The organism is Halioglobus sp. HI00S01, assembly GCF_001635445.1.
In the GTDB taxonomy this organism is placed as follows: Bacteria; Pseudomonadota; Gammaproteobacteria; order Pseudomonadales; family Halieaceae; genus Halioglobus; species Halioglobus japonicus.
The window spans coordinates 1-220 of record NZ_LWEE01000037.1; the positions used below are offsets into that span (position 1 = coordinate 1).

Annotated in this window: 1 protein-coding gene; it reads right to left on the bottom strand. The window is 60.0% G+C overall.

Annotated elements, in window-relative coordinates; all coding sequences use genetic code 11:
• On the bottom strand, positions 1-220 hold a 220-nt coding region (locus A3709_RS07790; RefSeq protein ID WP_197484117.1), incomplete at both ends, for a Na+/H+ antiporter NhaA.

Consider the following 220-nt stretch of genomic DNA (forward strand, 5'->3'; position numbering starts at 1 on the left):
TGTGCTTCATATTGAGCTCGTCGGGCAGCTTGGCCCAGCCAAGTTTTATAGCAATCCAGGTGAATCCGGCGATGCCCAAGGGCTTGCCGAGCAGCAAGCCGCACAGCACCCCGAGGGTGATCGGGCTGCTGACGGCGCTGCCAAACTCGGCAAACTCGATGGGAATGCCGGCATTGGCCAGCGCAAAGATCGGAATCACCAGGTAGGCAACCGGCAAGTG